The sequence below is a fragment of the Polaromonas sp. AER18D-145 genome (genome assembly GCF_002379095.1).
GTDB lineage: Bacteria > Pseudomonadota > Gammaproteobacteria > Burkholderiales > Burkholderiaceae_C > Polaromonas.
Genome location: NZ_NBZV01000058.1, coordinates 1 through 25,856, shown reverse-complemented (window position 1 = coordinate 25,856; position 25,856 = coordinate 1). Strand labels below are relative to the sequence as shown.

General features: G+C 60.7%; 33 protein-coding genes and 1 pseudogene. 18 read left to right on the top strand and 16 right to left on the bottom strand.

The window, feature by feature from the left end; translation table 11 throughout:
• From B7G52_RS20765 to B7G52_RS20730, 8 genes are all read left to right on the top strand, one after another.
• The coding region (locus tag B7G52_RS20765) for a multicopper oxidase domain-containing protein (RefSeq protein WP_170954829.1) at nt 1-249 on the top strand (249 nt) is incomplete at its 5' end.
• Between the two features lie 47 nt (nt 250-296).
• Nucleotides 297-596, top strand: a complete 300-nt coding sequence (locus B7G52_RS20760; protein WP_170954828.1) for a DUF2933 domain-containing protein — start codon at nt 297-299, stop codon at nt 594-596.
• Nucleotides 593-1,243, top strand: coding sequence for an isoprenylcysteine carboxylmethyltransferase family protein (locus B7G52_RS20755; RefSeq protein WP_096699577.1), 651 nt, complete (start codon nt 593-595; stop codon nt 1,241-1,243). The genes B7G52_RS20760 and B7G52_RS20755 overlap by 4 nt, the downstream gene beginning before the upstream one ends.
• A gap of 83 nt (nt 1,244-1,326) precedes the next feature.
• The gene (locus tag B7G52_RS20750) at nt 1,327-1,890 is read left to right on the top strand and encodes an SRPBCC family protein (RefSeq protein ID WP_170954827.1); all 564 of its coding nucleotides are present in this window, start codon (nt 1,327-1,329) and stop codon (nt 1,888-1,890) included.
• Between the two features lie 19 nt (nt 1,891-1,909).
• Entirely contained in the window at nt 1,910-2,185 is a 276-nt protein-coding gene (locus tag B7G52_RS20745; protein WP_141397516.1) for an SHOCT domain-containing protein, read from the top strand.
• Between the two features lie 115 nt (nt 2,186-2,300).
• A complete protein-coding gene (locus B7G52_RS20740; RefSeq protein ID WP_240523562.1) occupies nt 2,301-2,747 on the top strand; it encodes a hypothetical protein in 447 nt (148 codons plus the stop codon).
• A gap of 12 nt (nt 2,748-2,759) precedes the next feature.
• Nucleotides 2,760-3,008, top strand: a complete 249-nt coding sequence (locus B7G52_RS20735; RefSeq protein ID WP_096699574.1) for a DUF2933 domain-containing protein — start codon at nt 2,760-2,762, stop codon at nt 3,006-3,008.
• A 4-nt stretch (nt 3,009-3,012) separates the two neighbouring features.
• A complete protein-coding gene (locus B7G52_RS20730) occupies nt 3,013-5,349 on the top strand; it encodes a heavy metal translocating P-type ATPase (RefSeq protein ID WP_205853100.1) in 2,337 nt (778 codons plus the stop codon).
• Between the two features lie 59 nt (nt 5,350-5,408).
• Here the strand turns inward: B7G52_RS20730 and B7G52_RS20725 are convergent, their stop codons facing one another.
• Nucleotides 5,409-5,870 carry a hypothetical protein gene (locus tag B7G52_RS20725; RefSeq protein ID WP_141397515.1) on the bottom strand — a complete coding sequence of 154 codons (462 nt, stop codon included), beginning with the start codon at nt 5,868-5,870 and terminating at the stop codon, nt 5,409-5,411.
• 234 nt (nt 5,871-6,104) lie between these two features.
• Between B7G52_RS20725 and B7G52_RS20720 the strand changes: the two genes are divergently transcribed.
• Both B7G52_RS20720 and B7G52_RS20715 read left to right on the top strand, forming a co-directional pair.
• Nucleotides 6,105-6,440 (top strand): four-helix bundle copper-binding protein, encoded by a 336-nt coding sequence (locus tag B7G52_RS20720; RefSeq protein WP_096699572.1) that lies wholly within the window; start codon nt 6,105-6,107, stop codon nt 6,438-6,440.
• Between the two features lie 44 nt (nt 6,441-6,484).
• Nucleotides 6,485-6,922: a DUF305 domain-containing protein gene (locus B7G52_RS20715; protein ID WP_240523561.1), complete on the top strand. Its 438-nt coding sequence runs from the start codon at nt 6,485-6,487 to the stop codon at nt 6,920-6,922.
• 52 nt (nt 6,923-6,974) lie between these two features.
• On the opposite strand, the gene B7G52_RS24215 is transcribed toward B7G52_RS20715, so the two are convergent.
• Together B7G52_RS24215 and B7G52_RS23860 are read right to left on the bottom strand one after the other, a co-directional pair.
• The gene (locus tag B7G52_RS24215) at nt 6,975-7,193 is read right to left on the bottom strand and encodes a copper-binding protein (RefSeq protein ID WP_256387735.1); all 219 of its coding nucleotides are present in this window, start codon (nt 7,191-7,193) and stop codon (nt 6,975-6,977) included.
• Between the two features lie 90 nt (nt 7,194-7,283).
• Nucleotides 7,284-7,751: pseudogene (locus B7G52_RS23860) on the bottom strand (plastocyanin/azurin family copper-binding protein); the annotation flags it as partial.
• Between the two features lie 270 nt (nt 7,752-8,021).
• Between B7G52_RS23860 and B7G52_RS20705 the strand changes: the two are divergent.
• A complete protein-coding gene (locus B7G52_RS20705; RefSeq protein WP_096699570.1) occupies nt 8,022-8,711 on the top strand; it encodes a heavy metal response regulator transcription factor in 690 nt (229 codons plus the stop codon).
• 17 nt (nt 8,712-8,728) lie between these two features.
• Nucleotides 8,729-10,075: a heavy metal sensor histidine kinase gene (locus tag B7G52_RS20700; protein WP_170954826.1), complete on the top strand. Its 1,347-nt coding sequence runs from the start codon at nt 8,729-8,731 to the stop codon at nt 10,073-10,075.
• 10 nt (nt 10,076-10,085) lie between these two features.
• On the opposite strand, the gene B7G52_RS20695 is transcribed toward B7G52_RS20700, so the two are convergent.
• Both B7G52_RS20695 and B7G52_RS20690 read right to left on the bottom strand, forming a co-directional pair.
• Entirely contained in the window at nt 10,086-10,415 is a 330-nt protein-coding gene (locus B7G52_RS20695; RefSeq protein WP_170954825.1) for a DUF4148 domain-containing protein, read from the bottom strand.
• A 265-nt stretch (nt 10,416-10,680) separates the two neighbouring features.
• Nucleotides 10,681-11,727, bottom strand: a complete 1,047-nt coding sequence (locus B7G52_RS20690) for a porin (protein ID WP_096699567.1) — start codon at nt 11,725-11,727, stop codon at nt 10,681-10,683.
• A gap of 359 nt (nt 11,728-12,086) precedes the next feature.
• Between B7G52_RS20690 and B7G52_RS20685 the strand changes: the two genes are divergently transcribed.
• The 3 genes from B7G52_RS20685 (at nt 12,087) to petA (ending at nt 15,297) form a co-directional block, all read left to right on the top strand.
• Nucleotides 12,087-13,634, top strand: coding sequence for a tetratricopeptide repeat protein (locus B7G52_RS20685; protein ID WP_096699566.1), 1,548 nt, complete (start codon nt 12,087-12,089; stop codon nt 13,632-13,634).
• A 127-nt stretch (nt 13,635-13,761) separates the two neighbouring features.
• Complete coding sequence (locus B7G52_RS20680; RefSeq protein ID WP_096699565.1) at nt 13,762-14,433, top strand: heavy metal response regulator transcription factor; 672 nt, start codon at nt 13,762-13,764, stop codon at nt 14,431-14,433.
• A 246-nt stretch (nt 14,434-14,679) separates the two neighbouring features.
• The gene (gene petA, locus B7G52_RS20675) at nt 14,680-15,297 is read left to right on the top strand and encodes a ubiquinol-cytochrome c reductase iron-sulfur subunit (RefSeq protein ID WP_096699564.1); all 618 of its coding nucleotides are present in this window, start codon (nt 14,680-14,682) and stop codon (nt 15,295-15,297) included.
• A 76-nt stretch (nt 15,298-15,373) separates the two neighbouring features.
• On the opposite strand, the gene B7G52_RS20670 is transcribed toward petA, so the two are convergent.
• Both B7G52_RS20670 and B7G52_RS20665 read right to left on the bottom strand, forming a co-directional pair.
• Nucleotides 15,374-16,810, bottom strand: coding sequence for a heavy metal sensor histidine kinase (locus tag B7G52_RS20670; protein ID WP_240523559.1), 1,437 nt, complete (start codon nt 16,808-16,810; stop codon nt 15,374-15,376).
• On the bottom strand, nt 16,807-17,487 hold the full coding sequence (locus tag B7G52_RS20665) for a heavy metal response regulator transcription factor (RefSeq protein WP_096699563.1): 681 nt from the start codon (nt 17,485-17,487) through the stop codon (nt 16,807-16,809). Before B7G52_RS20665 ends, B7G52_RS20670 begins: the two co-directional genes overlap by 4 nt.
• Nucleotides 17,488-17,643: 156 nt before the next feature.
• Here B7G52_RS20665 and B7G52_RS20660 point away from each other — a divergent pair, with 156 nt between their 5' ends.
• Together B7G52_RS20660 and B7G52_RS20655 are read left to right on the top strand one after the other, a co-directional pair.
• Complete coding sequence (locus B7G52_RS20660; RefSeq protein ID WP_096699580.1) at nt 17,644-18,006, top strand: DUF4148 domain-containing protein; 363 nt, start codon at nt 17,644-17,646, stop codon at nt 18,004-18,006.
• Nucleotides 18,007-18,082: 76 nt separating this feature from the next.
• Nucleotides 18,083-18,430: a copper-binding protein gene (locus tag B7G52_RS20655; RefSeq protein ID WP_096699562.1), complete on the top strand. Its 348-nt coding sequence runs from the start codon at nt 18,083-18,085 to the stop codon at nt 18,428-18,430.
• A gap of 237 nt (nt 18,431-18,667) precedes the next feature.
• Here the strand turns inward: B7G52_RS20655 and B7G52_RS20645 are convergent, their stop codons facing one another.
• The 8 genes from B7G52_RS20645 to B7G52_RS20610 all read right to left on the bottom strand — a co-directional run bounded on the left by B7G52_RS20645 (nt 18,668) and on the right by B7G52_RS20610 (nt 24,624).
• Nucleotides 18,668-19,033, bottom strand: coding sequence for a copper-binding protein (locus B7G52_RS20645; protein ID WP_096699561.1), 366 nt, complete (start codon nt 19,031-19,033; stop codon nt 18,668-18,670).
• 11 nt (nt 19,034-19,044) lie between these two features.
• The gene (locus tag B7G52_RS20640) at nt 19,045-19,560 is read right to left on the bottom strand and encodes a DUF411 domain-containing protein (RefSeq protein WP_371329050.1); all 516 of its coding nucleotides are present in this window, start codon (nt 19,558-19,560) and stop codon (nt 19,045-19,047) included.
• Nucleotides 19,535-20,050, bottom strand: a complete 516-nt coding sequence (locus B7G52_RS20635; protein WP_096699560.1) for a plastocyanin/azurin family copper-binding protein — start codon at nt 20,048-20,050, stop codon at nt 19,535-19,537. Before B7G52_RS20635 ends, B7G52_RS20640 begins: the two co-directional genes overlap by 26 nt.
• A gap of 32 nt (nt 20,051-20,082) precedes the next feature.
• Nucleotides 20,083-21,498 (bottom strand): multicopper oxidase family protein, encoded by a 1,416-nt coding sequence (locus tag B7G52_RS20630; RefSeq protein WP_096699559.1) that lies wholly within the window; start codon nt 21,496-21,498, stop codon nt 20,083-20,085.
• A 31-nt stretch (nt 21,499-21,529) separates the two neighbouring features.
• Nucleotides 21,530-22,948 carry a TolC family protein gene (locus tag B7G52_RS20625; RefSeq protein WP_096699558.1) on the bottom strand — a complete coding sequence of 473 codons (1,419 nt, stop codon included), beginning with the start codon at nt 22,946-22,948 and terminating at the stop codon, nt 21,530-21,532.
• Between the two features lie 11 nt (nt 22,949-22,959).
• Nucleotides 22,960-23,262, bottom strand: a complete 303-nt coding sequence (locus B7G52_RS20620) for a hypothetical protein (RefSeq protein ID WP_240523558.1) — start codon at nt 23,260-23,262, stop codon at nt 22,960-22,962.
• A 111-nt stretch (nt 23,263-23,373) separates the two neighbouring features.
• Nucleotides 23,374-23,823 carry a hypothetical protein gene (locus B7G52_RS20615; protein WP_096699557.1) on the bottom strand — a complete coding sequence of 150 codons (450 nt, stop codon included), beginning with the start codon at nt 23,821-23,823 and terminating at the stop codon, nt 23,374-23,376.
• A 156-nt stretch (nt 23,824-23,979) separates the two neighbouring features.
• Nucleotides 23,980-24,624 (bottom strand): cation transporter, encoded by a 645-nt coding sequence (locus B7G52_RS20610; protein WP_096699556.1) that lies wholly within the window; start codon nt 24,622-24,624, stop codon nt 23,980-23,982.
• Between the two features lie 76 nt (nt 24,625-24,700).
• Here B7G52_RS20610 and B7G52_RS20605 point away from each other — a divergent pair, with 76 nt between their 5' ends.
• Nucleotides 24,701-25,168: a Cd(II)/Pb(II)-responsive transcriptional regulator gene (locus B7G52_RS20605; protein ID WP_240523557.1), complete on the top strand. Its 468-nt coding sequence runs from the start codon at nt 24,701-24,703 to the stop codon at nt 25,166-25,168.
• Here the strand turns inward: B7G52_RS20605 and B7G52_RS20600 are convergent.
• A partial coding sequence (locus tag B7G52_RS20600; RefSeq protein WP_141397514.1) for a DsbA family protein occupies nt 25,165-25,856 on the bottom strand: 692 nt, incomplete at its 5' end. The genes B7G52_RS20605 and B7G52_RS20600 overlap by 4 nt on opposite strands.

The following is a 25,856-nucleotide window of genomic DNA, read 5'->3' as shown; positions in this document are numbered from 1 at the left end:
TTTTCGTTCCAGGTGCTCGAACGCATTGGCAGCCCGCCCCAGGTCGCGGCCACGGCGCGCTTCGGCCAGGGCCGCACCGTGAGCGACCTCGGCTGGAAAGACACCGTGCTGGTCTGGCCCGGCGAAACGGTGCGGGTGGCGATCGATTTTGCCCACGATTACCCCGGCGACCAGATCTATGTGTTCCATTGCCACAATTTGGAACATGAAGACGCCGGCATGATGATCAACTTTCGCGTGCGGGCGTGACACCGGTTCGGTGATCCGACGTCACGCCCTTCCCCCTGGAGACTCCCATGGATGACAAGCACAACTCTCAGCCCTGCCCCATGGGCAGCACGCCGTTCTGGCGCTCCCGCTACGGCCTGGGCCTGCTCGTGTTCGGCGCCATCGCGGCGTATTTCCTGCTCACCGAGCATCGCGCCCACTTCTTCGGCGCGCTGCCGTTCCTGCTGATTCTGGCTTGCCCGCTGATGCATGTGTTCATGCATCGCGGGCATGGACGCCATGGCGGCGCTCATGCGGGCCACCACGGGAGCAATAAAAGCCCGGACACGGCGGCTCCACCGGCATCCGGGACCGGAGAACAGCCATGAGCCCTGATGCCCCGGCCTACGGACTCTGGACGCTTGTCTTCCTCAATTCGGCCATCTTCCTGATGTTCGCCTTCAGCTTCTTCAAGCCCCAGACCGCACGGGACTGGCGAACTTTCGGCGCATTCGCTGCGTTTATCGTTGCGCTCTTTGTCGAGATGTATGGCTTTCCGCTCACCATTTATGTGATGTCCGGCTGGCTGCAGACCCGGTTCCCGGGCACCGACCTGCTTTCCCACAACGCCGGTCACCTGTGGTCAACGCTGCTGGGCGAGCAGGGAGACGCCCACTTTGGACCCTTGCACATCGCGAGCTATGTTTTCCTGGGCTTCGGTTTTTACCTGTTGTCCAGCGCCTGGAACGTTTTGTATCAAGCGCAACGCGGCAACACGCTGGCCACCACGGGACCTTACGCCCGGATTCGCCACCCCCAGTACGTGGCCTTTGTGCTGATCCTGCTTGGCTTCCTGTTGCAGTGGCCGACGTTGCTGACCCTGGTCATGTTCCCGATTCTGCTGGTCATGTATGGGCGTCTGGCCATCACTGAAGAAGCGCAGATGCGCACCCGGTTCGGAGATGCCTTTGAGCGCTATGCCCGGCGAACCCCCAGGTTCTTCCCCCGCATGCGTCAAGATTCAATCGCGGGCTGAGTGCTTCGTTCAATATGGGCTACGCTTGGACTTTCACGCGGCGCTATCCAGGCGGAGCTTCGCGCGCCGCAGCAGCGGCGGGGATGTCTCTGCTGGCACTGTGCCTGCTGTGGTTCAGCGCCGACGCTCTGGCCGAGCGCGATGTCAGGATAGCGCGCGACGCGGACACGATCCGCATTGATGCCAGGCTGCGGGTTGACGTGCATCATCACATCGCCTGGCAGGTTCTGACCGACTACGACAATCTTGCGCGTTTCGTCCCGGGCCTGCTAACCAGTCGCATCGTGAGCGAGCCGGGTGCGCCGCTGCTGCTCCAGCAGACGGGACAGTCCGGATTCCTGTGGCTGACCTTGCCGATCGAAGTTGTCGTGCAAATCGTGGAAATTCCGCTTGAGGCCATCCGTTTTTCCGCTGTCAGCGGTACGCTGAAAAGCAAGTCCGGCGAGTGGCGCATCGAGGCGCAGGGCGACGCGACGCTCCTGATTTACCGGGCCAGCATTGTTCCGGGTTTCTGGATACCACCCTTGATCGGGACGGCCATGATGGGGCAGGACGTCAGGAGCAAGCTCGTGGGTGTCGCCAATGAAATGACGCGGCGCGCGGCGGCTGCGCAACCCGGGAAGTCCGGACCGGAGGTGTATCGGTGAGGCGGTGTTCAACGCATGCATGAGCGTGCACTTTTCGAAGGAGCGAGGTATGTACGGATTTGACCACGGTGTCTGGATGATGGGTGGCTGGCTGGTGATGCTGGCGGTGTGGCTGCTGCCGTTCGCCTTTTTGTTTATCGCCATCAAGTTTTTTTTCGAGAAGCTCAAGGCGGGCAACGACAAGAGCGCGCTTGAAATACTGGAAAAAGCCTATGCCAGCGGAAAAATAGGACGCGAGGAATTCCTTCGAAAGCGCGATGACTTGCAGGCTGGATCATCTGGAGGCCTGCCTTGAGTATCCGCGGTTCGCGGGCCACGTCGTTCAGCGCCACCGCCTTGTCCTTCAACGGACAGGGGGACTCAGCCATATTCAACGGGTGTTCGCACCCAGCACTACAAGGGGAAAATTCATGTTTTCAGGACAAAACGCTCATCGCCGCAGCATCAGAATCAGCGGTTGGATTCTTGCATCCACGCTCGGCCTTCCGGCTGCACCTCTGGCCGCGCTGGCGCAAGCCAGCGCGAATGCGATGGCCACACAGTCGTCGAGTGAGCGGGGGGTGACAGTCAAGGTGACGCCGACGTTGATGGGGGCGTCCGACAGCCGGTGGGAGTTCGCCATCGTGCTTGATACGCACAGTGCGGACCTGAGTGACGATCTGACCCAAAGCGCCACCCTGACAACAGACGATGGCCGCGCGTTGAAACCGGTGAACTGGGTCGGCGCGGCCCCCGGTGGCCACCACCGTGAAGGTGTGCTGGCATTTGATGTTCCGGCGCCGCGTCCGAGTGCGGTTGAACTCAGGATCATGCGCTCGGGCGAGTCCGCTCCCCGGATTTTTCGGTGGCAGCCCTGAAGGCGCCTCTCCATGGATGAGTCTGACCATGACCGACATGCGCCATCGTTCTGGCGTCGCCCTGCCGGCATGGCGGTGGCAACGGCCGCCTTGATCGCCGGCTTTTATCTGCTGCGTGAGCACTGGGGCCATGTCCTGGGCTACTGGCCCTACCTGCTTTTGCTGGCCTGCCCGCTGATGCACCTGATGCATGGACACGGCCATGGTGACCCCGCCAGGCGGCGGCAGGCGCCGGGGCGCGCAAGTAACGAAAAGGAATAACAGCATGGACATGAAAACCCATCAGCATCACAGCGGCAATCTGCCGGCCGCCCCGACCTCGCCGACAGACCTCAAGGACCCGGTGTGTGGCATGACCGTCACCAGGCAGTCACCGCACAGGCTGGCGCACGAGGGGCGGCCCTATTATTTCTGCAGCGCGAAATGCCAGGGCAAGTTTGCGGCGAACCCGCTGCAATACCTTGCGCCCGCGCCGCCGGTGGACACGACTCCAGCGGCGGCCGGCACGATCTACACCTGCCCGATGCACCCGGAAATACGCCAGGACCATCCGGGCAACTGCCCCAAGTGCGGCATGACGCTGGAGCCCTTGCTGCCCGAACTCGAAGAAGGAGAGAACAAGGAGCTCCTCGATTTTCAGCGGCGTTTCTGGTGGACGCTGCCGCTGACCGCCGTGGTCACCTTTTTGGCGATGTTCGGCCACCAGCTGCATTGGTTTGAGACCGCGACCCAGACCTGGATTGAACTGGTCCTGTCACTGCCCATTGTGCTGTGGGCCGGTTGGCCGTTCTTTTCGCGCGGCTGGCAATCCGTGGTGAACCGCAGTCCCAACATGTGGACGTTGATTGGTCTGGGTACTGGTGCCGCTTTCGTCTATAGCGTGGTGGCAACCGTCGCGCCGCAGGTGTTTCCGGTCTCGTTCATCTCCATGGGGCGCGTGGCCGTGTACTTTGAAGCAGCGGCTGTCATCATCTCGCTCACCCTGTTGGGGCAGGTGCTGGAGCTCAAAGCCCGCTCGCAGACCTCGGCGGCGATCAAGTCGCTGCTGGGCCTGGCGCCGAAGACCGCCCGCCGCATCCGGGCCGACGGGTCCGAAGAGGACGTGCCGCTGACCCATGTGCATGTGGGCGATCTGCTGCGCGTGCGCCCCGGCGAGAAGGTGCCGGTGGACGGCGTGGTGCTTGAGGGTGGCAGCGCGGTGGATGAATCCATGCTGACGGGCGAACCGATACCAGTCAGCAAGCGGGTGGGTGACAAAGTGATTGGCGCCACCCTCAACACCAGCGGCGCACTGGTGATGCGCTCGGAACGCGTCGGTGCGGCCACCATGCTGGCGCAAATCGTCCAGATGGTTGCCCAGGCCCAGCGCTCCAGGGCGCCTATGCAGCGCATGGCCGATGTGGTGGCGGGCTACTTCGTGATCACGGTGGTTGGCATTGCCTTGCTGACGTTGTTTGGCTGGGGGTTGTTCGGTCCCGAGCCGCGGTGGGTGTTCGGCCTGATTAACGCGGTTGCCGTGCTGATCATTGCCTGTCCGTGCGCCCTGGGCCTGGCCACACCGATGTCCATCATGGTCGCCACCGGTCGTGGCGCCACGCAGGGCGTGCTGTTCCGCGATGCAGCGGCCATCGAGAACATGCGCAAGATAGACACGCTCATCATCGACAAGACCGGCACCCTGACCGAGGGCCGGCCGGCCTTCGACCGGGCAGTCCCCGCGCCGGGCTTTGACGCCGACGAGGTGCTGCGCCTGGCCGCCAGCCTGGACCAGGGCAGCGAGCACCCGCTGGCCGAGACCATCGTACGTGCCGCGCGCGAGCGCGGCATGACACTGGACAAGCCGGAAAACTTCGACTCAGGTTCGGGCATCGGCGTGCGCGGACAGGTTGCGGGGCGCCAGCTCGCCCTGGGCAACACTACCTTGATGGCGCAGGTTGGCGTCTCGGTAGTCCCCTTGGTATCACAAGCCGAGGCCTTGCGCGCAGAGGGTGCCAGCGTGATGCATCTGGCCGTCGATGGCCAGCTAATGGGCCTGCTGGCCGTGTCCGATCCGATCAAGCAGAGTACCCCCGAGGCTTTGGCTACGCTGAAAGCAGCGGGGTTGCGCATCGTGATGGCGACCGGCGACGGCCTGACCACGGCCCGGGCCGTTGCCGCTCGCCTGGGCATCGACGAGGTGCACGGGGAGGTCAAACCAGCCGACAAACTGCTGCTGGTCGAGCGACTGCAGAAGGAAGGGCGTGTGGTGGCCATGGCGGGGGACGGTATCAACGATGCGCCTGCGTTGGCCAAGGCCGATGTCGGTGTGGCCATGGGCACCGGCACCGACGTGGCGATGAACAGCGCGCAGATCACGCTGGTCAAGGGCGATCTGCGCGGCATCGCCATCGCGCGGGCACTGTCGGAAGCCACGGTTGGCAACATGAAGCAGAATTTGCTGTTTGCCTTCCTGTACAACGCGCTGGGCATCCCCATCGCCGCCGGTGTGCTGTATCCGGTGACCGGCTGGCTGCTGTCACCACTGATCGCGGCCCTGGCCATGAGCCTCAGTTCGGTGTCAGTGATTGGCAATGCTTTGCGCCTGCGGCGCAGCCGTATCTGAGTCTGGGATGGTGCCCACTGGAGACGCTGGCCAGGAAACGACCATGCAGAGATGAGCGACTAATCGACCTGCCGCCGCGCAAGCCACCAGCCAGTCATCCTGAAAATAACGGGCGGGAGTATCAGCATTTGCAGGACGGGGACAACACCGATGCCCAGACCCGGCAGCAGCGGCATACTGGCCGTGTAGCTCCAGCGTTTGAGACCATAAAAGCCCACCCATTCCACAATCATCCCGATGCTGAACCCGGTAATCAGCATCAGCGCGTAACCGGCCCAATCCGGTAGGTCTGCCCAGTCTGATCGGCCTCGGGCCACCCAGCCAACGCAGAAAATCAGCATGACAATGAGCCCGTCCCCGAGACTGGGAATGACGCAGTGCAACGCAAACTCGAACCAGCTCCCATCCTCGACATACAGCGGCATTTGCGCCACCTCCCATGGGAAGTTGAGCAGCACCGAAATCACAAACAGCGCGGCCAGTCTGGGGAGCATTTTTCCGACGTGATCTGGTTTTTCCATGCTGAAGCGTAACCCGGTTCTTACCTGCGCCGAATGGTGCAAGTGACAGGGCGCCGCCAGATGCTTGAGTCAGGGTTGAGCGTGCGCATGCTGTAGGTCGCAGCCTACACGGCATGGCGGCCATCCCCCGCGCGTTGGATGTTGTTGAGCGCGCACTGTGAATGGGTTGCGGCATTTTCGGCGCTGCGATTTTCTTCTACTTTGCCGTCTCAAACCAATTTCTGGAGAACCACCATGCCTCATCAACAATACAACGCCTGTATTGAAGCTTGCAACGCTTGTGCCGTGGCCTGTAACCATTGCGCTACTTCCTGTCTGCATGAAACGGACGTCCAGATGATGGCCAAGTGCATCGCACTGGATATGGATTCCGCCCAGATTTGTGCGCTGGCTGTAGCTGCCATGGCCCGGGGTAGCGCCCACGCCAAAGCGATCTGCGCACTTTGCGCTGACATCTGCCAGTCCTGCGGGGACGAATGTGCCAAACACGAGATGGCGCATTGCCAACAATGTGCCAAGGCTTGTCATCAGTGCGCTCAAGAGTGCCGCAAAATGGCCGCGATGGCCTGACCAACATCCAACATCCAACATCCAACATTCAGAAAGAATCAATCATGAAACTCCGTCTCAAAAAAATCAGACCCGCATCTGTGGCTCTTGCCGTTCTGAGCGTCGCGCTGCTGCAACCCTTGGCCTTTGCGCAAATGCAAATGAAACCCGACAGCGAAGCCATGCCCGCCGGAAAAGCCGGCGCATCATCCATGCCAGGCGGCGCGATGGACATGAAGGACATGAAAGGAATGATGAAAGACAACAACGACAAGATGTCGTCCATGAAAATGACCGGTAATACCGATGTTGACTTTGCAATGATGATGCGCATCCATCACCTGGGTGCGATTGACATGGCGCAGGCTGAGCTTCGCGATGGGAAAGACCCTCAGATGAAGAAAATGGCCAAAGCCATCATCGCTGCGCAGAAGAAAGAAATTTCCCAGTTCGACAAGTTTCTGGCCAAAAACGGTCAGTCTGCCGACAAGATGAACAAATAGGCCGACCGAAGTCGGTCTTGGGTTCGTGCCTGAGACCGCTTCGGATCTTTAGCTATTTCACAGGCTGGATGTCTGTCGCCACAATGGTGCCGCCGGATTTCTCGGCCTTGAAACGGACCTTGTCGCCGGCTTTGACTTTGCTGAGCAGGGCAGGGTCCTTGACCTGGAACACCATGGTCATGCCAGGCATGTCCAGGTTCTTGATCTCACCATGCCTGATGGTGATCTTCTTTGTGTCCATGTCCACTTTGCGGACCTCGCCATCGGCCATATCGGTCGGTGCCACCATCGTGCTGTCTTTCTTGGCATCGACCGCCGCCACAGTCACGACTGCGGGCGAGGCTGCTTGTGCAGAACTGGCGCCACCCGCTACATTGACCAGGCCCTTCATACCCGCGTCATAGTGGCCTGGCTGCAGGCAGGCAAAGTCCACCTTTCCCGCCTTTGTGAACTGCCAGATGATCTCGCCGGTTTTCCCCGGTTCTACTGTGACCATATTGGCGTCGGCGTGTTCCATCTCCGGATTTTTCTTCATGACCTCGTAGTGTTCTTTGAGGTCCTTCTGGGTGCCGAGCACCATTTCGTGCTTGACCTTACCGGAGTTCTTTGCGACGAAGCGGATGGTTTCACCCTGTTTGACGTTGAAGTTTGAAGAGTGAAAGCGCATGTCGTCTTTCATGTCGACCGTGACTGTGCGCGTCACTTTGGATGCGACGCCAGGCTTGCCAATCGCGCTATCGTCGTGATTGCCCGCGTGGCTGCCGGCCGCCATCGCGGACAAAGAAAGCAAGGCGCAAGGCAGCGCGAGCAGGATGTTTCGTGATTTCATGGAAGACCTTTCAAGGGTGGGTGTTGGAAGAAATAATCAGTGCTGCATATTGCCCATGGGCATGTACTAAATGGATATGAATTTGCCGACCACCTCGACGAAGGTGCGTCATCCGCTTCGATTACTGGAAAATCGCGTCCGTAAAGCTGAAAGACCATCACATTACGAACAGAAGTTTAAATAACCATCCTCGACGCCAGACCCACCGGGAGATTACAAATCTGTAATCTCCCCGAGCGCACAATCAGCTGTCAAAAAAAAGGAAATTCCATGCGCCTTCTGGTGGTCGAAGACGAACTCAAGCTGGCCGAATACCTGCGCCAGGGTCTCAGCGAAAACGGTTATGTTGTAGACGTCGCGCACAACGGCATCGATGGGAGGCATCTCGCACTCAGCGGCGACTACGACCTGATTCTTCTGGACGTGATGCTTCCTGGCATGGATGGATTTGGGGTGCTTGAAGCGATCCGAAAAAACAAGCCGGTACCCGTGTTGATACTCACCGCTCGAGACCAGGTGGAAGACCGAGTGCGAGGCTTGCATGACGGTGCCGATGATTACCTGGTCAAACCGTTCGCGTTTTCAGAGCTGCTGGCCCGTGTCCTGGCGCTGCTGCGTCGCGGCGCTGGCAGTTCCCCGATAGATGCCATGGTTCTGGCTTTGGCTGATCTACAACTCGACCTGGTCAAGCGCAAGGCAATGCGCGCCGGCGAACGACTTAACTTGACCGCCAAGGAGTTCAATCTGCTGACGCTCTTGCTTCGCCGGCAGGGGCAAATTCTTTCCCGGACCACCCTGGCGGAGCAGGTCTGGGACATGAACTTTGACAGCGACACCAACGTGGTGGAGGTTGCCGTTCGGCGCCTTCGAGCCAAGCTCGACGATCCCTTCCCTGCCAAGCTGTTGCATACGGTCCGCGGCATGGGCTATGTGCTGGAAACGCGGGATCTGATCGCCTGAATCTGATGAGACCCCAATTGTCTTCGATCACGGCAAGTCTGGCGCTGTCGCTTGCAGGCGTTACAGTCATGACGTTTCTTGCAGCCGGGATAGCCATTTATTGGGGAGTGGCATACACCCTGGAGCAAACTGCTCGCGAAGAGATGGTCGGTAAATTACGCATCGTGCAGCATTTTGTTGACGAAGTGGTCCAGGACGGCAATCTTGAAACCTTGCGTCATCACATCGACGATGTGATGACAGGACACGGTGAACTGACGGTTTGGCTTTTGAATGACAGGGATGAGGTCGTTCACGGAGGTCTCGGCTTGCCGGTAAGGCAACTGCGCGAAGGTGACTTTGAAGTGCGGACGGTTTCAGGCAAGAAAATGGCCTTTGCGCGTAAATCCCTGGAGAATACGGGTTCCCTCCAGCTTCGCACGGCTGTTATCGCACTGGACATGGCCCCGCGCGCCAGACTGCTGCGTGCGCTGCTCTACCTGATGTTGACGGCCGGCTCACTCGCCATGCTGCTTACTTTTACGCTGAGCTTGCAGGCGACCCGGCACGGATTGCGGCCCATAGGCCGCCTGTCCCGGCAGGCCGCGACGATCGCACCGAACTCTCTCGCACTGCGCTTGGATATCAGTGGAATCGCTCGTGAGCTGGAGGAATTGGCTCAAGCATTCAACGGCGTCCTCGATCGGCTGGAGTCGGCCTACCAGCAAGTGAGATCATTTAACGCAGATGTGGCGCATGAGTTGCGCACGCCCTTGGCTACCCTGATCAGCGGAACCCAGTTGGCGCTGTCGGCAAATCGGACGCAGGTGCATCTGCGAGCAACTCTTGAATCCAATCTGGAGGAGCTGGAAGGCCTCAAATCGCTAGTGAACGACATGATGTTCCTCGCACACGCCGATCATGGCACTGTTGTTCAGGACCTGGTCGATACCAACCTGAGGCCCGAGGTTCAGAAGGTGTGTGAGTTTTATGATGCACTCCTTGAAGACTCCGGGCTGAAGGCTGTCATTGAAGGTCGAGCTACCGCACGCTGCTCGCCCGCGCTGATGCGCCGGGCGATTTCGAACCTGTTATCCAATGCGATCAAGTTTACGGCACCGGGCGAATCCATCAAGCTGTCATTGACCGAGCACGGCCGCATCGCCGAGATAGCGGTTGCCAATCCGGGTCCACCCATTCCGGCCGAGACGCAGGAAAGGATGTTTTCCCGTTTCTACCAAGCCGATCCGGCGCGCGTTCGCTCCGGCGACAGTCATGGCCTGGGTCTTGCCATAGTCAGCGCTATCGCCAAGATGCACGGAGGTCAGGCATTCTGTGAAAGAGCTGACGGCATGACACGCGTGGGTATTCGCATCCCGCAGTAGTCCGGAAGGTTCAGTAGGAGAACTCGCCGCGCGGAATCAGGCCTGCCCGATGGGCCGTTATCGCTTCATTGCGCACCTGGTCGCGAGACTTGCCCGGTCCGGTCGAGGGTGCCGGCATCGGCGCCCCCAGGCGTGCCCAAAAATCCCATCGGGGGGATTTCATGGCGGCTTCCAGCTCTGTCCGAACCTCTGCGCGGGACTTCCCTGGCTTGGCATGATCGGGATGAGAGACGTAACCCATCTCCGTGTCCGCGGGGTGAATGATTTCTGCGGATACGGCCAATGATGCGCCAGACAAGACCGCAAAGGCGGCGATAAGCGCAAGTTTTTGAGTAGACATGATGATTTCCTTTCGAGGCACAGGCACCGCGCGGGGGACCATCCTTTGCGTCGGCGTGCCGGCATATCCGCCGGCATGTAGTCAACTCTAGAGACAGTATCCCTACAAAACTCTGGCCTCCAAATTACATGTTTGTCATTTCGGCATCAGGGCAAAAAAATGCCCCGCACAGGCGGGGCATTTCAGATCTAGTCGTGGTGTGGGTCCCCGCGCAACCGGGACCTTGCGACGGATGCCACCCCTGAGGGGTGAGCGCTAGCCACGATCAAAAGCTGTGCCGCAAGCCCAGCTCGTAGCCAGAAGACTTACCGCCTGCCGTGATTCCCGGATTGCCGCCCGAGATGGCAAAGGTTGCTCCGCCCTTGTTCGAGATACGTGAGAGGGTGCCATACATCGCGGTGCGCTTGGACAGGTTGTGCACGTAACCCAAAGCCAGCTGGTTTGCGTCGCTTGCGTTGTAAGCAGCGGTGCCACCAGTTGCGTCCGAGCGCACGTAGGACGCACGGATCTCATGTGCACCGAGTGGAACGGACACGCCGAGCAGGAAGCGATTTTCCTTCAGAGTCAGCAGCCTGTCGCTGTAGTAGTGGCTCATCAGCTTGGCTACGCCAAAGTTGTATGAACCGCCGATGCCCGTTGTTTTGAACTTTCCACCGGTGGCATCCACCTCTGTGGAGCCGTAGGAGACGGCGACATCGATGGGGCCGTTCGCGTAGCCAAGGCGTCCACCAGCGTACTTGCGAGCAAACCGATCCGCTCCCGTCCCCGGTAGAGAAGGATTCACACCTTCATCGAGCGCGACCATCGCTTGGCCGTAAACACCACCCATGTTGGGCAGGAAGTAGCTGATCGCGTTGTCAGCGCGAAAGAATGTGGCTTGACCGCTGTAGCGTGCGATGTTCGCCGAGCCGCCGACACCAATCACACCGAACGGATCAAATGTATAGGTGAACGCGCCCGACGGCGTGAGGTCGCGGCCAAGTCGAATCTCACCAAAGTTGCCCATCAAGCTCACCGTTGAGCGGCGGGCGAAGAGCTTCCCATTGCCGTTTGTGGTGCCGATGTCTGGGGCGATATCCGACTCAAGCCAGAAACCGGCCTTCAGGCCGCCGCCCAGGTCTTCCACACCGCGGAAGCCAAAGCGGCTGCTGGAAAGGCCATTGTTGTTCAGCGTGGAGTTGCTGCCAACACCACTGTTGTCCACGTTGCGCAGGTTGACATCGACGATGCCAAAGAGCGTCACTGAAGATTGTGCGCTGGCCGTACCCGCCGCTAGGGCAAGCAATGCCGCCGCTGTTGCGATGTGCTTCATAGTGTTCCTGATCCTTTGATTGGTTGAAGTTAGTAGTGCCTCGATGTGAGCGCACCACGAAAGTCACTTTAGGAAAAACGGTGCTGATGGGCACTCTCGGTTTCGCAAAGTGATGGTCAACGCATGCATACCCCCCAATAAATAGAGCACCCCTGTTTCGCAATTGCAACAAGGGAGTGAAAGACGGCAGAACGAACGTCGACAACGGCTGAAACATTGCAGAGCTGCAATGTTTCAGCAATCTTCTTGTTGGTGTTGAATTTTTATTCTCCATACAACAAGTGCGGCCCCGGCGCGCAAGGAAAACGGGGGGAACGGCCCGCTACTCGTTTCATCCGCAATACAACAAGGAGACAGACATGCGAAGGCAAGACATTCAACTGAGAGTTCTCGCCAGAAACGGCGACATTGGCGCGCGTCTGGAGGTCGGTCGTCGCTATTTGCTGGGCATCGATGGTTTTTCCCAGCACTCATCAACGGGCATTGACTATCTCACCCACCCCAGTGTTTGCGACTTGCCGGGCGCAAGCATTCTTATTGCGGAGTGCCTGCCCCTGGACGAATTGTTGCTTTTGGGCCAGCAAGAGTCCCTTCGCAAGGCGGCACTCTCCGGCAGTGCGTTGGCACAGCTGAAGTTCGGCACCTACCTGTTAACCCATACCGGGAGGGAAACGGAAGCTGCGGCGTTTTACGCGCGCGCGGCGGCGGGCGAAGCGTGTGCGGCTAGCGCGCTGGCCATCTGCGAGTCCGTCAGCGACAGTGAGCGTCTACCGAAAATCCTGCGCTTGCTGACGGATGACAAGAAGGAGAACGGCTGTGCCATTGCCGAGTTCGCAGCGCGGGAAGCACAGGCGGAGGGGGACCTGCCTCGCCTGCGGCTGTGTGTGCATGCTGCGATTGAGCTGCTGTCAAAACCGACAAGTGCGATATCCAAACTCGTCGTTGCAATGGTTCGAATGGCAGAACACACTGGTGAATCACTGCAAGGCATGCCGGTTGAATTCGTTCAGGCAAGCCTGGAGATGCAAAACGGACAGGGAAACCCGGATGCGACCTACACGCTTGGGCGCGCGCTATCCGGGATCGCCTGTGGGGCTCTTCAACCTTCGAGCCTCGCCGAGAGTCCGAACCTTCGCAAGGGAACGGCATTGCTGCTACGGGCAGCCGACGCCGGCCGGGACGAAGCATGGCTGCATTTGTACAAGCTGAACTCAGACCACCGGTGTTCTGTCGCCAATCCCCAGATGGCCAGGTTCTTCCTTGAAAAGGCCGCAGAACGCGGGCAGGCGGAGGCACAACGCAAACTTGGCGCCTTGATGCTGCGCGAAGCCGGATCGATCACGGAGTCCGAACAAGCAATCTGTTGGCTTTACCGCGCGGCACGCGAGGGCGACTTGCACGCAAAGGAGCTGTTGAACTCCCTGGTGCTGCCTGTATCAGGCAGCGATCAGGAGGCCAAGGTCGCTGTGGAGGAGCTGGATCGTTCCGATCCCTGGTTGGCCACGCGGCTGCGGTTGGCCAGGCATTTCGGTCTAACCAAGCTCGAGGCCTTGGCGGTAGACCCTGCAGAGGGGAAAAGGCCATGGGGCCTGGTCGTGGGACCCAATCCCTTCATCGTACAAATTCGCTTGGCGGCTCCGCGTGCCATTCCGGCATTGAGCGACGCAGCCCTGGCCGACCTGGAACGCGCTGTCACGCTTTTCGGGCGATCGCAGCGAAGTGGCGGCGACTCAGAAGGTGACTTGCGACGCCGTTCGCTTAACCAGCGAAGAGCGTTTGAACGTCATAACCTGCAGGAGTCCATGTTCTTCGCCACGGCCAAGTCGACCGTGCTCGATTCCTTTCGGGTGGGTCCAAAGTGGGCCTTCCGCGCGAGGCACACCCTTCATCTTGCACTCGCCGCATGAAATCCGCGCCGACGGTCAATAGGCTGCTTGGGCAAACGTCAGTCATCGCTCCCGGTTTCTGCTCAGTGCTTCATGTTGATGAACGACCGGCCTGCAGCACAAGTTGCAAACCAGAATATTGCGAGAAATGAGAATTCTGACGGTCGAAGATGAACCAAAATTTGCGGACCATGTTATGCAAGCCCTGGTCGAAATTGGGTTTGTCGTTGACATCGCGCGCGACGGAATCGTTGGAAAACATATGGCACTGGAGGGTAGCTACGACCTCATGCTGCTGGATGTCATGCTCCCGGGAATTGATGGCTTCGGTGTTCTGCAAGCGGTGCGTGAAAAGAAAGATTTTCCGATTATTTTGTTAACGGCACGCGATACGGTGGCGGACCGGGTCAAAGGGCTCCAGATGGGCGCAGACGACTACGTGGTCAAACCGTTCGCTTTGCCGGAACTGCTGGCGCGCGTTCAGGCCTTGCTGCGAAGGGGGCACGTTCAAGACCTGACCGTCATGCAGTTGGGCGACCTGCATCTGGACCTGGTCCGGCATAGAGCCACCCGTTCAGGGAGACGATTGGACTTGTCCGCGCAAGACTTCAAGCTTCTTGCCCTTTTTCTTCATCGGCAAGGGCAAGTTCTTTCTCGCACCATTTTGGCGGAGCAGGTATGGGATATCAATTTCGACTGTGACTCCAATGTAGTTGATGTCGCAGTCAGGCGGTTGCGGCAAAAGATTGACGACCCGTTTCCAGTGAAGCTGCTGCACACGGTTCGAGGCGCGGGTTATGTCATGGAGACGCGGGCATAGACAGTGTGTTCCGCCGAGCCTGGCGTTGCTGGATAACAGCCGGGTAGCGACGTTCGCGATTCCCGGAACTGTCGATGCGATTTGGACTCGAACGTCGCGACCGGTGCACTTCTGGATTTGATCGAACTCGCCGACGTTGCATGAGGTGTCGATTTGTTACTCGCATGGTCTGGCGAATTATTGAACCCTTCATGGATCATGGCCGGCGTCGTCGTCGAGATGAGAAGCCCATTGAAAGGATTCGCCATGTCTGACATCTTGCTAGCCCCTCCGTGTGCGCCCGATGCGCATCGCCGTCAACTGACCTTCGCCACAGTGGGTGTCGGCGGCGCGGGCATCGTCGCCGCTGCGGTTCCCTTCGTTTCATCTTTTTCCCCCAGCGAGCGCGCCAAGGCGCTTGGCGCGGCGGTGACGGTGTCGATCGAGGGTTTGCCGGAAGAGCGGCTCATGACCGTCGAGTGGCGTGGCAAGCCCGTCTGGATATTGCGACGCAGCGCGGCTCAGCAGCAGCGCTTGCAGTCGCCCGATCTGCTAAATGTCTTGGCTGATCCGGCTTCGCTGCGACGCGAGCAGCAACCCGACTACGCCGAAAATCCGCAGCGCTCCATCCGACCCGAGATCGGCGTGTTTGTCGCGTTGTGCACGCACCTCGGTTGTATACCGGCGTATCGCCCCGACGCCGGTGCAACCGACTTGCGTGCTGGGTGGCCGGGCGGTTTTTTTTGTCCCTGCCATGGGTCGGCCTTCGACCTGGCAGGTCGTGTGTTCCGCAACGTTCCGGCGCCCAGCAACCTTGAAGTGCCGCCGCATCGCTATGTCTCCGACTTGGCCATCGAGGTTGGCACTGACAAAAACGCCAACTGAAGTCCTGCCTGTGAACTTGATTTTCCCGGTGTCGCGGGCACCGCCACAGGCTCCAAGCCGCTCGTCATGCAGGACTTCAGCGCAGTTTTGACCGATCGGCATGAGCTATCGGGAATATCAGCATGAAAGTCACCTCACCACCCGAGCGGCTTTGCGCCATCGCCTGCCCGCCATGGGCCAGCATGATGGAGCGCACAATCGCCAGGCCCAGCCCCGTTCCGCCGTCCAGCCTGGCACGCGCGGAATCGATCCGGTAAAAGCGGTCAAAAATCCGCTCCAGATGTCCCGGGGCAATGACGTCGCCGTGGTTGGTCACCGCCAACGTGACACCGTTGTCTCCTGTGCTGATTGCCAGACGTATCTTCGATTCAGCCACGGCATGACGTATCGCATTGGACACGAGGTTGGTGATTGCGCGCTCCACCAGCAGACGATCAGCCATGACGACGGCTGTACCCGTAACCTCCACGGCCAAGCCGCGTTCCTCGGCGATCAGAGACAGGTAGTCGGCAACCCGTTGTGCCTCCCGGGCAAGTTCTACCCGTTCGTGATTCAACGGGTCTTCATTGTGGTCGGCGCGGGCGATGAAAAGCATGTCGGAGATCAGGCGAGACAGGCGCTCGAGTTCTTCGACGTTGCCTTCCAGGACCTCCTGAAACTCAGCGCATGTGCGGGGGTGGGACAGCGCCACCTGCGTTCTTCCCATGAGTGTCGCAATCGGCGTGCGCATTTCATGAGCGAGCTCACCCGAAAAATCCTGCAGCCGTCGGTAGCCTGAGTCAATTCGCTCCAGCATGCGGTTGAACTCTTCTGCGAGTTCGTAGAGTTCCGGTGGCAGACCGGAGGAAGATATTCGCTGACTGAGCGACTTTGCTCCGATGGATGCCGCCAGCCGATGGAAGCGCCGCAGCGGCGCCAGACTGGTGCGCGCGTTGAGCCAGGCACCCAGCGCGACGACGAGCAGCAACAGCGGCCAGCCCACCAGAGTTGTCTTGATGAATCCCCCCAATAGACGGCGGTCGTGCCTTCGGTCCAGCGACAGGTAGTACTGCACAGTCATCCCGTTGGCAACCGGACTGCTTCCGCGAAGCGTACTCAGCCGCTCGCCGGTTGCCGTCGTCCATGACTGGATGGACGTTGAGCTGACCGGGAAGGCATCCGGCGCAGACGCGGACTGTGTGGCAATCGGAGAAAAGCTCGTCAGGATTTTCCCGCTGACGGGGTCCACCAGCGCGAGGTGCAGGTCATCGTGACCGATCAGCAAATCGCCGAAGCGGTGCTGGTTCGGGGCGATGGCTTCGATGGACGGAATTTCGGACAACACATGCATCAGCAGGTCACGTTTACCGAGGAGCTCGGCGGCTGAACGTGCATCAAGCTGGTGTGACAGTGCATAAAATCCGGCAACAATCGCGCCGCCAGTCATCAGAAAGCCAAAAAAGGCGCTGGCCAGCGCGATGCGCGTGGCCAGTGAGTTTCTGGACCAATAGCTGAAACGCCAGCCCCGTGTCACAACGCGTCCCGGCGCTCAAGGACGTAGCCCACGCCGCGCACGGTATGAATCAGTTTTACGTCGAAGGGGTCGTCAATTTTCGCGCGCAGCCGCCGGATCGCCACTTCCACCACGTTGGTGTCCGAGTCGAAGTGAATATCCCAGACCAAAGAGGCAATTTGAGTTCTCGACAGCACATCTCCCGTCCTCTGGGCCAGCAGGGTCAGCAGGGCGAACTCCTTGGCTGACAGGTCAATACGCTGGCCAGCCCGGGTTGCGCGGTGGCGTACCGGGTCGATCTCCAGGTCGGCCGTGCGGAGCACCTGCTCCACAGCCGCGGGTTGGCCGCGTTTAAGCAGCGCCTTCACCCGGGCGAGCAACTCCGGAAACTGAAACGGTTTGACCAGGTAATCGTCGGCGCCGAGGTCGAAGCCGCGCACCTTGTCATCCGTATTGCCGCGGGCGGTGAGCATCAGCACGGGCACTTCCCTGAATGTGCGCAACGCCGAAAGAACGGCAAACCCATCAATGCCTGGCAGCATGACATCCAGGACCACCAGGTCATGGTCGCCGTTGGCAGCCGCATGCAGCCCGTCTGTGCCGTTGTGGGCCACTTCAACCGCATAACCGTTTTCCGTCAGACCTTTGCGCAGGTAGTCGGCAGCCTTGGGTTCGTCTTCAACCACCAGAATTTTCAAAAGAAGCCTTGATCGTACATAACGGATTCGTAATCTGCGGGTCAGGGTGGCGTCGCAGCCGGTTTTCTACATTAACAACTGTGATGCAGAGTTTGCATCGCAGTGGCTCCAAGTGTTGGAACCACACCTTGCAATCGATAGTAAAGGAGTTTGATCATGTTGTTTCGTAAAACCGTATTTGCCCTGGCCCTTGCCGGCGCAGCCCTTCCCGCAGCCTTCGCCAACAGCGGCAGCACCTGGGTCGGCGGCGAACTGGGCTTTGAAACCCACGCTGTCCAAAGCACCAAGAGTCGTGCAGACGTGCAACAGGAGTTGCAAGCCTTTCGCCAGAACCCGGTGGCTGCTGATGGCGGCAGGCTGGTTGGCGGCGAGGCCGGTTATATCCACCCGCAGCACAGCTATGCGTTTCAGGGTGGCAAGCTGGTCCATACCGACACCATCGCCCACAACACCCCCAAGCCCAGCCTGGCCATGACCGATGCGGAACGGCGCCTGTTTCAGGAACAGTACGTCAACTGAGCCACGTAACAAGTTGGGCCGGGGGAATCTCGTCCGGCCTCTCCCAATTCCCCATCCATACCATTGAGGACTTTCCATGAAATCCAGTGTCCGTATTTTTTTGACAACTGCTTTACTCTCGGTGAGCGCCACCGGGTTTGCCATCGCGGCGACCGACACTCCATCCGGCGTCCAGGGTGCTATTGTGGTGCCTGTTGCGGTCAAGCTCACTGCCGGTGAGGTACGCAAGGTGGACCTTGAGCAGGGCAAGCTGACCATCAAACACGAGGCCCTTGAGAACCTGGACATGCCGGGCATGACCATGGTGTTCAAGGCGGCGGATGCCAAGCTGCTCATGGACGTCAAGCAGGGCGACAGGATTTTGTTCCGCGCAGAGAAAGGCGAAGCGGGATTTACCGTGGTCAGGCTCGAGCAGGTCAAGTAAGGCCATGCGCAAAGAGGTGGTAGGTCGTGACCTACCCTGCGCAGGGAACATTTCGGGCAAGCTGTGCGCGGATATCTGCCAGTCGTGTGGCGACGAATGCACCAGGCACGACATGGCGCACTGCCAGCAATGCGCCAAGGCATGCCACCACGTGCTAACGCTGCGCGGAGGGCTGGTTTGGTTTTTGTACCCGAAGTGCTGGATGGCCAATGCTTGCGATGCTTACCCCTGCAATGACTACTTCGCAGGCTGAATGTCCGTCACGATGATGGCACCTTCTGTTTTCTCTGCCGTGAAGCGGATCTTGTCGCCGGCCTTGACTTTTCCCAGCAGGGCGGGGTTCCTGACCTGAAACACCATGGTCATGCCAGGCATGTCGAGGTTCTTGATCTCGCCATGCCTGATGGTGATTTTCTTGGCGTCCATGTCCACTTTGCGGACTTCGCCATCGGCCATATTGGCCATGTCGGCCGGCGCCGTCGTCGCGCTGTCTTTTTTGGCGTCGCCCATCGCCATCGGCGCGCCTGCGTGGGAAGCGGCGTGGGCAGAAGCCGCGCCAGCCAGCATGGCCGCAAGAATCAGCAGGGCTTGAAGTTTTTTCATGAGGTTTTCTTTCAGGATTTGGCGGGAGGTTTCGAGGGATAGGACTGATAGATGCGCGAGCTGCCGTCCTTGAGGACAAGCAGCACGTCATAAGCGTCGCGGGCGTCGCCCATTTCCATGCCGGGTGAGCCCACCGGCATGCCGGGCACGGCAAGACCCAGGGCATGGGGTTTTTCACGCAGAAGCCTTTGTAGCTCCCGCGCGGGGACATGACCCTCAAGCACATAGTCACCCAGGCGTGCCGTGTGGCAGGAACCAAACTTGTCCGGCAAGCCGAGCTTTTTGCGGACGGGCGCGGTGTCTTTGACGTCCTGGGTCACCACTTCAAAACCATTTTTTCGCAGATGCGCTACCCATTCAAGGCAGCATCCGCAGTCCGGATTTTTCCACACCGTGATCTGTTTGGCGTCGGCAGCGGCCAGCGCGCGCAGTGGTTGACCGAGGGCCATGGCCCCGGCCGCTGCAAGCGACAACCGCAGTATGGACCGACGGGGAAAAACGTCAATGCTTGTGTTCGGCATGGCCATCTCCTTTGGCTGGAATCGTGGTGGCCGCCACATTCACCATACCCTTCATGCCCGCGTCATAGTGGCCGGGCTGCAGACAGGCGAAGTCAACCTTGCCAGCCTTGGTGAATTGCCAGATGATCTCTCCGCTTTTGCCCGGCGCGACCGTGACCATGTTGGCGTCGGCGTGTTCCATCTCCGGGTTTTTCTTCATCACCTCGTAGTGTTCCTTGAGTTCCTTCGCGGTGCCCAGCACCATTTCGTGTTTGATTTTCCCGGAATTCTTGGCGACGAAGCGGATCGTTTCGCCTTGCTTGACGGCGATTTTCGAGGTGTGGAAGCGCATGTCGTCGGTCATGTCGACATGCACCGTGCGCGTAACCCTGGATGCAACGCCGGGTCTGCCGATTTCATCGACGCCACCATGGCCGCCAGCGTGTTCGCCGGCCGCCATGGCGGTCATGGCGAGCAAGGCGGCAGGAATTGCAAGCAGGATGTTTCGTGATTTCATGGAATACCTTTCAAGGGTGGGGGTTAAAAAAATCAATGCTTCATGTTGCCCATGGAGGGCTTGCGGACCTGGACTTCGACTTCCTTCACCGGCATGTTCTGGGCCTTCATGGTCTGGCCGCCCTCGGCGGCAAAGCGCGCGGGGTTGGGCAATGCGCCCGTCCATTCATAGGCGACCTCGCCGGCCGGGTGTTTGTACCAGCCGGGGTCCTTGTAGTCACCGGGCTTCTGGTTCTTGCGTACCTTGACCACGGAGAACATGCCGCCCATCTCTACCGACCCGAACGGGCCCTCACCGGTCATCATCTTGGCGGTGTTGTCCGGCAGGGGCATGTCCATCTCGGCCATGTCGGCCATGCCGCGCTCGCCCATCACCATGTAGTCGGGGATGACGCTGGTGATGTCGCGCACGACTTTCCGGTGGTCCACACCGATCATCGTGGGCACGTCATGACCCATCGCGTTCATGGTGTGGTGGCTCTTGTGGCAATGAAAGGCCCAGTCGCCTTCCTCGTCCGCCAGAAACTCGATTTGCCGCATCTGGCCCACCGCCACGTCGGTGGTCACTTCGTACCAGCGGGTTGATTTCGGCGTCGGGCCGCCGTCGGTGCCGGTCACCAGAAACTCATGGCCGTGCAGGTGCATCGGGTGGTTGGTCATGGTCAGGTTGCCCATGCGGATGCGCACCTTGTCGTTCTTGCGCACCACCAGCGGGTCGATGCCGGGGAAGATCCGGCTGTTCCAGCTCCACAGGTTGAAGTCGAGCATGGTCATGATTTTCGGCGTGTAGGCGCCCGGGTCGATGTCGTAGGCGTTGAGCAGGAACACAAAGTCGCGGTCCACCTCGTCGATCAGCGGGTGTTTGGCTTTCGGGTGGGTAATCCAGAAGCCCATCATGCCCATCGCCATCTGCGTCATTTCATCGGCATGCGGGTGGTACATGAAGGTGCCGGGGCGCCTGGCCACAAACTCATAGACAAAGGTTTTTCCCGGGTCGATGGCTTTCTGGTTCAGGCCAGCCACGCCGTCCATGCCGTTGGGCAGCCGCTGACCGTGCCAGTGCACGCTGGTGTGCTCGGGCAGCTTATTGGTCACAAAAATGCGCACGCGGTCGCCCTCGACCACCTCGATGGTGGGTCCGGGCGACTGGCCGTTGTAGCCCCACAGGTGAGCCTTGAAACCGGGCGCCATTTCGCGCACCACGGGCTCGGCCACCAGGTGGAATTCCTTCACGCCATTGTTCATGCGCCAGGGAAGCGTCCAGCCGTTGAGCGTCACCACCGGGTTATACGGCCGGCCCGTGGTCGGCGTCAGCGGGGGCATGGTGTCGGGTTTGGTCTGGAGCACGGGCTCGGGCAGGGCGGCCATGGCGACTTTGCTGACGGCTGCTGCTGCGACCGCCGTGGTAATTGCACCGGCACCTGCGAGAAAATTTCTTCTGTTTGTCATGAGGATTTTGTAGGTTCGTTGATGCGGTGTCTCAGTGGCCGGCTTCGGCGGCGGCGCCGCCGCCAGCCATCGGCATGGCGCCCATGGATGTCGGTTTGCCGGTCATCGAGGCGGCCAGCGCTGCGTCGGCCAGCCAGAACTGCTGGTAGGCATTAATGGCCGCCGTCACGCTGGAAATCTGGTCGCGGGTGTCGGCCAGCAGTTCGAACACGCCGATCAGCATGCCGTTGTAGCGGAGCACGTTTTCTTCGGCCATGGTTTTACGCAGGGGCACGATCTCGTCGCGGTAATGCCTGGCCACGTCGTAGGCCGTGCGGTAAGCCGAATAGCTTTCGCGCAACTGCGATGACGCACTGCGCACCGTGCTTTCATACCGGTTGGCCGCAGCCAGCGATTGCGCGTTCATGGCGTCGCGCTGCCCCGATCCCCAGTCGAAGATCGGCAGGCGAATGCCCAGCTCAAAACCTCTCCTGGGCGTGCTGGTGCCGTGGGTGTTGTCAAACACGGTGTCGCGGCGCAGCCCCAGTTCCACATCGACCAGGCTGTTGAGCAGGTTCAAACCCTGGGATTTCCCGGCAAGGTCGAGCTGGCTGCGTGCCATCTGCACATCCAGACGCTGCTGCATGGCATTGGCGTTGACAACGCCCGCCGGTCGTGGGTCCTTGGGAAGGTCGGGCAACCGTTCCGGAAGCTTCAGCTGCGTCGCCTGCTCGTCCGTCAGGCCCAGAAGGCGAATCAACTCCTCGCGGGCAGCGGTGGTCGCGTGCTGGCTGGACGCCAGCTGGGCCGCGGCATCGGCATAAAAAGACTGCTGCCGCGCCCGCTGCAGCTTGTTGAAGTTACCGACTTGCTGCATGCGTTTGGCCAACTCGGCGCCCGCCTGCGCAGTACGGTTGACCTGGTCGGCGTACTGCAGGGTCTGCTGCGCCGCCACCGCGCGTACCCAGGCCTGGCGCACCTGGGTGACCTGCTCGACGACATTGGCGCTGAGCTGTACTTTCGCCTGGGCGGTCTGGCCGCGCGAAATCTCCAGGCGCCTGGGCAGTGTCAGCAGGTCCAGCAGACCGAATGACAACAGGCGCCCGAGCTCAAGCTCGTCGGCAAAACGCATGCGTTCAAAGGTGAAAACGGGGTTGGCGATGCGGCCCGTCTGGTTGGCCGCCGCCATGTCAGACCAGCTCTGCGCGAGCAAAGTCTGCACCGCCGGGCTGTTGGCCAGGGCCAGTTGCACGGCGTCATTCTGGGTCAAAGGCTTGTTCAGCAACTCACTTGCCAGCTTGCTGCGCGCCTGCGCCTGCTGCTGGGTGCGGCTGAGCTCGAGCTTGCCCTGGGTGAAGGAGCCGGTCGTGTCGTTGGTGTCCTGGACGGCCTGGCCAAAATTGACCGAGGCGCATCCTGCCAGCACCAGCGTGGCCGCGGCGACAGCGCCCAGCCGGAAAAGGGTTTTCATGGCTTGTCCTGTCACGGTTTGAGCTGTCCGGCGTTCGGAGCGGGCCTGGTTGCTGTATCGGGTGAGGCGGGTTGCTGCGCCTCTTTGGCGTACGCGCGCCAGCCGCCGATGCGGCCCGCGGTGTCATTGGCCTCTTTCCAGGCTTGCGTCTTTTCCTCGGTATAGGGCTGGTAGCCTTCGAACGCGGAGCGAAACCCGCTGGCAGCAGGTGTCGATACAGTCGCCGGGCTGGCCGGCTGCGCGCTGGCCAGACCGGTGCACAACAGGGCGGCCAGGGCCATCGACGATGGGTATGAAATAAAACGTAGAGTCACAAAATCTCCTGACGGACAAGCGGGGCGATCGTAAAAATCGCGCGAATCCGGCAAAAAGGGCAGGCTGCCCCGTGCCGGATGGCAAGTACAGACCCACTACGGGCCTGGAAGTCAGGAAATGGGTGGTTTTTGGCCCAGTGTCGCGATGACGCTGGCAAATCGGGCGGCCGGCGAACGCGGCAGGACCGGTGAAATGGTGAGGGTAGCGGAGCTGGCGGTCACCGGCGACAGCGCGACCGTGTGGCAGGCCTGGCAGGCGGCACAGGATTCGCAGTGCCCGGCGGCTTCCGGGGCCAGAGGGTCAGAAGTCTGGCCAGAGGCGTGTCCTGCGCAGTCTGGAGGAACCGCCGCCGAATGCACCATGGGTTCGGCCGGCTCGCTGGCCATTTGATGGTCAAAATGAGCGCCAGCCCCTGATTCATGGACGTGAGGAGCTATGAATTTTGTAGCAGGCGCCACCTGTTGCAGATGACCGGTGGCCATGCCGGTGGCCATGGCATCGCCCACCCAGCCGCGCAGAAGCAGCAGGAAGATCATGGCGATGAACAGGGGACGGCGCATTGGTAGATGATACGTTGGAGTCGTGAAAGTTCAAAAAAATGGTTTCCGGGAGGCCGCTGCGGCCAGCCGGATCAGGTCGCCCAAACGCGCATCAACCGGCATGGGCGCCAACGCGCAGACTGTGGCGCGGCCGCTGGTGAACGGGCGTGACGCTGTTCATGCCGGCTTCTGCAACAAGCGGCCGGCCCGCAGCTCGCGCCGCGCCTGCTGCATCACCGACCAGCCGCCCCAGATCGCCAGGCTGGCCATGACCGCCGCCACCGCCAGGTCGGGCCAGGCGCTCTTGGTCCCGAACACGCCCAGCGCGGCCAGCATCACGGCCAGGTTGCCGATGGCGTCGTTGCGCGAGCACAGCCAGACGCTCCGCATGTTGGCGTCGCCTTCCCGGTACGCATACAACAGGGCGGCGACCGACACGTTGGCGATCAGGGCGAGCAGGCCGATCGCGCCCATGGTCAAGGCCTCGGGCGTACCGCTCTGGGTGGCGACCCACCCCGCCCGCGCCAGCACAAACGCGCCGAAGGCCAGCATGCTGGCAGCCTTCAGCAGCGCCGCGCGGGCACGCCAGACCAGGCCCAGGGACAACACCGCCAGGCTCACGCCGTAGTTGGCGGCGTCGCCGAAGAAGTCGATCGCATCGGCCAGCAGCGAGACCGAGCCGGAGCGGAAGCCGGCGGCAATTTCCAGTGCAAACATGGCGAAGTTGATGACCAGTGCGATCCAGAGGATTCTCCGGTAGCGCGGGCTGTTGGCCTGGGCGGCGGTGGCGTCTTGGTTGTGATCGCAGCAGTGGGCAGACATTGAGGGGTTCTCCAGAAACATCGGGTTGATGGCATGATTGGAAACCCTCAAGTCACTTCAAGGTCAAGCGATGCCTGTGTCAAGTCCCTCTGCCACCGGGGGTTACCAGATCGGTGAAGCCGCGCGGCAAAGCGGGGTCAGCCCCGCGAACATCCGCTTTTATGAGAAGGAAAGCCTGCTCAGCCCGCACGGGCGGGGCGACAACAGCTATCGTTTGTATAGCGAAGGCGACGTGCACCAGCTGCGGTTTATCCGCCTGTGCCGGGCCATGGACATGTCGCTTGCCGAGGTGCGCGCGTTGCTGGGACTGGACCTGAATAACAAGACCGATTGCGCGGCGGCACGAGACGCGCTGGACGGGCACCTGGGCCATGTGCGCGCGCGCCTGGCGGAGCTGAAGGCGCTGGAGAAGGACCTCAAGGCCTTGCGCAGCCGCTGCGACGGAACAGACGCCCATTGCCACATCATCGAAGCGCTGCACGAGCTGGCCGATGCGCAGGCCTCGGGCCCGGCGGCCGTGGCACCGAAAAAACGCCACGTCTAGCGGGTATTGTCCCGCGGGCCGGCCAGCGGTGCCAGGCGTTCGATGAGCACATCGGCCCCGGTGTAGCCGCTGGCCAGCAGCTGGGCCTGGCCATCACGCACGGCCAGCAGTGCGGGAAAGCCGCGTATGCCCCAGCGCTGCGCCTGCGAAAAATCGTCTCTTGTCTGCTGGCGCATGGCTTCACTCTCGACGTCGCGCAGGAAATCAATGTGGCCCCAGGCTTCCTGGGTGCGGCCATGCACCTCGTCCCAGATTTCAGCGAGCACCGCCGCCTTGGTGACGTCGCGTCCCTGCGCATAAAAAGCCTGCTGGATCGCGTGGTACATGCGCAAAGCGAGCGCGGGCGCGTGCTGGCGCACCGTGACGACCGCGCGGCAGGCGGGCTCGGTGTCGTAGATGAAGTCCTCGCGTTCGAACAGCGTCTGTGAAAACGGCTGGCCCGAACGCTGCGCCACGCCGGCCCAGGCGTTGCGCAGCTTGTCCTTCAGCGCGGCGTCCATCACCTGCGTGTTGTAGGCGCGCAGGCCGCCCAGCACCAGCTGCACCGGCACCTCGGGGAAACGTTCCAGCAACTGCCCCAGCGGCACGCCAAAACCGTAACACCAGGAGCACATCGGGTCGCCGACATAAATGAGGGTGACAGCAGGAGTTGGAGTTGGAGTTGGTGGTGGTGGTGGTGGTGGTGGTG

Coding starts and splice junctions, on each gene's coding strand:
- B7G52_RS20760 (WP_170954828.1), top strand. CDS start 297: ATGGATGACAAGCACAACTCTCAGCCCTGCCCCATGGGCAGCACGCCG.
- B7G52_RS20755 (WP_096699577.1), top strand. CDS start 593: ATGAGCCCTGATGCCCCGGCCTACGGACTCTGGACGCTTGTCTTCCTC.
- B7G52_RS20750 (WP_170954827.1), top strand. CDS start 1,327: ATGTCTCTGCTGGCACTGTGCCTGCTGTGGTTCAGCGCCGACGCTCTG.
- B7G52_RS20745 (WP_141397516.1), top strand. CDS start 1,910: ATGAGCGTGCACTTTTCGAAGGAGCGAGGTATGTACGGATTTGACCAC.
- B7G52_RS20740 (WP_240523562.1), top strand. CDS start 2,301: ATGTTTTCAGGACAAAACGCTCATCGCCGCAGCATCAGAATCAGCGGT.
- B7G52_RS20735 (WP_096699574.1), top strand. CDS start 2,760: ATGGATGAGTCTGACCATGACCGACATGCGCCATCGTTCTGGCGTCGC.
- B7G52_RS20730 (WP_205853100.1), top strand. CDS start 3,013: ATGGACATGAAAACCCATCAGCATCACAGCGGCAATCTGCCGGCCGCC.
- B7G52_RS20725 (WP_141397515.1), bottom strand. CDS start 5,870: ATGGAAAAACCAGATCACGTCGGAAAAATGCTCCCCAGACTGGCCGCG.
- B7G52_RS20720 (WP_096699572.1), top strand. CDS start 6,105: ATGCCTCATCAACAATACAACGCCTGTATTGAAGCTTGCAACGCTTGT.
- B7G52_RS20715 (WP_240523561.1), top strand. CDS start 6,485: ATGAAACTCCGTCTCAAAAAAATCAGACCCGCATCTGTGGCTCTTGCC.
- B7G52_RS24215 (WP_256387735.1), bottom strand. CDS start 7,193: ATGGCCGATGGCGAGGTCCGCAAAGTGGACATGGACACAAAGAAGATC.
- B7G52_RS20705 (WP_096699570.1), top strand. CDS start 8,022: ATGCGCCTTCTGGTGGTCGAAGACGAACTCAAGCTGGCCGAATACCTG.
- B7G52_RS20695 (WP_170954825.1), bottom strand. CDS start 10,415: ATGTCTACTCAAAAACTTGCGCTTATCGCCGCCTTTGCGGTCTTGTCT.
- B7G52_RS20690 (WP_096699567.1), bottom strand. CDS start 11,727: ATGAAGCACATCGCAACAGCGGCGGCATTGCTTGCCCTAGCGGCGGGT.
- B7G52_RS20685 (WP_096699566.1), top strand. CDS start 12,087: ATGCGAAGGCAAGACATTCAACTGAGAGTTCTCGCCAGAAACGGCGAC.
- B7G52_RS20680 (WP_096699565.1), top strand. CDS start 13,762: ATGAGAATTCTGACGGTCGAAGATGAACCAAAATTTGCGGACCATGTT.
- petA (WP_096699564.1), top strand. CDS start 14,680: ATGTCTGACATCTTGCTAGCCCCTCCGTGTGCGCCCGATGCGCATCGC.
- B7G52_RS20660 (WP_096699580.1), top strand. CDS start 17,644: ATGTTGTTTCGTAAAACCGTATTTGCCCTGGCCCTTGCCGGCGCAGCC.
- B7G52_RS20655 (WP_096699562.1), top strand. CDS start 18,083: ATGAAATCCAGTGTCCGTATTTTTTTGACAACTGCTTTACTCTCGGTG.
- B7G52_RS20645 (WP_096699561.1), bottom strand. CDS start 19,033: ATGAAAAAACTTCAAGCCCTGCTGATTCTTGCGGCCATGCTGGCTGGC.
- B7G52_RS20640 (WP_371329050.1), bottom strand. CDS start 19,560: ATGGCCATGCCGAACACAAGCATTGACGTTTTTCCCCGTCGGTCCATA.
- B7G52_RS20635 (WP_096699560.1), bottom strand. CDS start 20,050: ATGAAATCACGAAACATCCTGCTTGCAATTCCTGCCGCCTTGCTCGCC.
- B7G52_RS20630 (WP_096699559.1), bottom strand. CDS start 21,498: ATGACAAACAGAAGAAATTTTCTCGCAGGTGCCGGTGCAATTACCACG.
- B7G52_RS20625 (WP_096699558.1), bottom strand. CDS start 22,948: ATGAAAACCCTTTTCCGGCTGGGCGCTGTCGCCGCGGCCACGCTGGTG.
- B7G52_RS20615 (WP_096699557.1), bottom strand. CDS start 23,823: ATGCGCCGTCCCCTGTTCATCGCCATGATCTTCCTGCTGCTTCTGCGC.
- B7G52_RS20610 (WP_096699556.1), bottom strand. CDS start 24,624: ATGTCTGCCCACTGCTGCGATCACAACCAAGACGCCACCGCCGCCCAG.